At 62.5% G+C, this 3,298-nt stretch carries 2 protein-coding genes and 1 pseudogene; all 3 read right to left on the bottom strand.

The genetic code is table 11. The features are described from left to right. Positions 1-537: pseudogene (locus EOB36_RS35410) on the bottom strand (glutamine--fructose-6-phosphate aminotransferase); the annotation flags it as partial. A gap of 234 nt (positions 538-771) precedes the next feature. After that, positions 772-2,133 (bottom strand): bifunctional UDP-N-acetylglucosamine diphosphorylase/glucosamine-1-phosphate N-acetyltransferase GlmU, encoded by a 1,362-nt coding sequence (gene glmU, locus EOB36_RS27565; protein ID WP_095485362.1) that lies wholly within the window; start codon positions 2,131-2,133, stop codon positions 772-774. 137 nt (positions 2,134-2,270) lie between these two features. Continuing rightward, positions 2,271-3,017, bottom strand: coding sequence for a cytochrome c biogenesis CcdA family protein (locus tag EOB36_RS27560; RefSeq protein WP_095485582.1), 747 nt, complete (start codon positions 3,015-3,017; stop codon positions 2,271-2,273). Positions 3,018-3,298: the final 281 nt, after the last annotated feature.

Genomic DNA, 3,298 nt, shown 5'->3' with positions numbered 1-3,298 from the left:
GGCCAGCGGCGGGCCGTTGCGCGCGCCGACGATGAGGTCCTCGTCGCCCTTGAACATGATGGCCAGCGCGAAGGCGCCTTCCAGCCGCTTCAGCGCCTGGTGCGCGGCCTCGACCGGCTTCAGGCCCTTGGCCAGTTCACGCGCCACCAGATGGGCGACGACCTCGGTGTCGGTCTGCGATGAAAATGTGTAGCCGTCGCGCATCAGCTCGTCGCGCAATTCGGCGAAATTCTCGATGATGCCGTTGTGGACGATGGCGACGCCGTCGGAAAAATGCGGATGCGCGTTGGTCTCGTTCGGCACGCCATGTGTTGCCCAGCGCGTGTGGCCGATGCCGATCATGCCGTCGAGCGGTTCGTCCTTCAGCCGGCGCTCGAGATTGATCAGCTTGCCCTCGGCGCGGCGACGCCCAAGCTTGCCATGCTCGATTGTAGCGACACCGGCCGAATCATAGCCGCGATATTCGAGCCTTTTTAGCGCATCGACGATGAGCGGCGCGACCGGCGAGTGACCGACAATTCCGACAATACCGCACATAGACGTTTGCCCCCGATTCCGGCATAAACCCGGCGCCATTTAGGGACGGCCGGGCTGCCGCGAAAATCACATTGCGTTTCGTTCCGTATCAGCCGGAACTGTTCTTGCACAGATGCACCATGACAGGGCGCTCTTGCAATCCGGTTACCGCGATCGCTCGGTTTCTCCGTACGGGCATCCTATCGCGCCCAACAGTTCCTGAAATCCGTCAAAGACATGATGCAGTCGCCGCGGCTAGGCTTTTTTCCGGGCCGCCTCGGCCGAAGCAAAACGCTCGCGCAATTCCTTGCCCTTGCCGGCCAGCGTCCTCTGGCGGGCGCGGCCGAAGGCCAGCGCATCGTCAGGCACGCTTTCGGTGATCACGCTTCCCGAAGCGATATAACCACCCTTGCCGATTGTAACCGGCGCCACCAGCGAGGAGTTCGAGCCGATGAAAGCACCCTCGCCGATGTCGGTGAAGAACTTCGAATAGCCGTCATAGTTGCAGGTGATGGTTCCAGCGCCGATATTGGCGCCGGCGCCGACGCGGGCATCGCCGATATAGGTCAGGTGGTTGACCTTGGCGCCTTCCTCGATCGTCGCCCCTTTGACCTCGCAGAAATTGCCGACCTTGGCTTTTTGCCGGAGATCGGCGCCCGGCCGCAGCCGCGCATACGGACCGACATCGCAGTTCGAGGCGATCGTGGCGCCTTCGATATGGCTGAAAGCATGGATCTTGGCGCCCGTGGCGATCGTCACGCCCGGCCCGAACCAGACATTGGGTTCGACAATCGTGTCCGCGCCGATCTCGGTATCGTGCGAAAAGAACACGGTTTCCGGCGCGATCAATGTGACGCCAGAGAGCATGGCCTCGCGCCGCCGGCGCGTCTGCCAGATGCCTTCCGCCGCGGCGAGTTCGGCGCGGTTGTTGATGCCGAGCGCATTCTCGAAGCTGGCTTCTGCGGCAACGACATCAAAACCCTGCCCGCCGGCGATCTCGACGATGTCGGTGAGATAATATTCGCCCTTGGCGTTGTTGTTGCCGACTTGGTCGAGCAGCTGCAGCGCGTGCTTGCCCGCAACCGCCATCAGCCCGCCATTGCAGAAGGTGATTTTCTTCTCCTCGCCGGTGCAGTCCTTTTCCTCGCGGATAGCGACGAGCTTGCCGCCTTTTTCGATCAGCCGGCCATAGCCGGAAGGATTTGACGTGCGGAAGCCGACCACAACGACGGCAGCGCCTTCGGCCAGCTTCAGGCGCGCAGCAGCCAGCACCTCCGGATCGATCAGCGGCGTATCGCCGAACATCACCAGGATGTCGTCGTAACCCTTTGATATCGCAGCACGAGCTGCCAGCACGGCATGCGCCGTGCCGAGCCGCTTGTCCTGGACGAAGGTCTCCGCCTTCGGCGCGAACTTTTGCGTGGCCTTGCGCATCTCTTCCGCGCCATGGCCGATCACCAGCGCCAGATCACCGCTGCCTGCGGCTTCGGCAGCCTTGACGACATGGGCGACCATCGGCAGGCCGGCGATCAGGTGCAGCACTTTTGGCACTGCGCTTTTCATGCGCGTGCCTTCGCCTGCGGCGAGGATGACGGACAGGCAGGTTCTCTGGCTCATGGAATGGCAACCATATGAAAAGGGTTGGGAATCAAGGCATGTCTAGCATTTGGCGCCATGCTGCACCAATGCGGTTAAATTCCGGTGAGACGGTCGAGCAACTGACTCTTAATCAGCGGGTCCACAGCTCAAGAGCCCTAACCCAGTTGCCCCAGCACCGGGAAATTTTCCAGCAGCCAATAAGACATAGCCTGCACGCCGCCGGTCAGGAAAAAGACGCCGGCGACGACCAGCAGCGCGCCCATTGCTTTTTCGACCCGGCCGAGATGGACGCGGAATTTTGAGAGAAAGCGCATGAAGGCGCCGGAAAACAGCGCCGCGATCAGGAACGGGATGCCGAGGCCGAGCGAATAGGCGGCAAGCAGAGCTGCGCCCTCGCCCACCGTCTCCCGGCCGCCGGCCAGCGTCAGGATCGGTCCCAGCACCGGTCCGATGCAGGGTGTCCAGCCGAAGGCGAAGGCAAGTCCCATGACATAGGCGGCAACGATACTGGCCGGCTTGCCCTGCGACTGGAAGCGCGCCTCACGCGACAGCAGCGGGATGCGCAATATGCCGAGGAAGTTCAACCCCATCAGGATGATCAGCGCGCCGGCGGCCATTGCCAGCGGCTCCTGCCAGACGCGCAGCAGCCGGCCAATGGTCGAGGCGCCGGCGCCTAACGCCACGAAGACGGTCGAGAAGCCGAGAACGAAGGCGATCGAAGCATAAAGCAGCGCGCTGCGTGCGTCGGCCTTGGCCGTGACGCCGGCATTGCCGCGGAAATCATCGACCGACACGCCGGCCATATAGCAGAGATAGGGCGGCACCAGCGGCAGCACGCAAGGCGACAGGAACGAGATCGCCCCCGCCCCGACCGCGCTGACATAGCCGATATCCAATGCCATTCCCGAAACTCCAACTGTATCGGCGCCGATATAGCGGCGCACGGACTTGTCCGCCAATCACCATTGCGTGGCAAGTTGCCGCCCTGCATCGAGGAAGAAACGATACGCCAAGCGCGTTGATGCAACGGGGCCGCAACTTTCCGCGCGCTTCTCGATCATATCAGGGAGAACCTCATGAAATCGATCACAGTTGGGCTGGCGGTGCTTTTGCTCGGCACCGCCGCCTCATATGCCGCCGAAGCGTGGAAGGAAGCCGATGTCGGCGGCACCAAGATCTACAC

Origin of the sequence: Mesorhizobium sp. M6A.T.Cr.TU.017.01.1.1, from assembly GCF_004023115.1 — a bacterium.
Taxonomy (GTDB): domain Bacteria; phylum Pseudomonadota; class Alphaproteobacteria; order Rhizobiales; family Rhizobiaceae; genus Mesorhizobium; species Mesorhizobium mediterraneum.
This window is presented reverse-complemented; position numbering and strand designations above follow the sequence as displayed.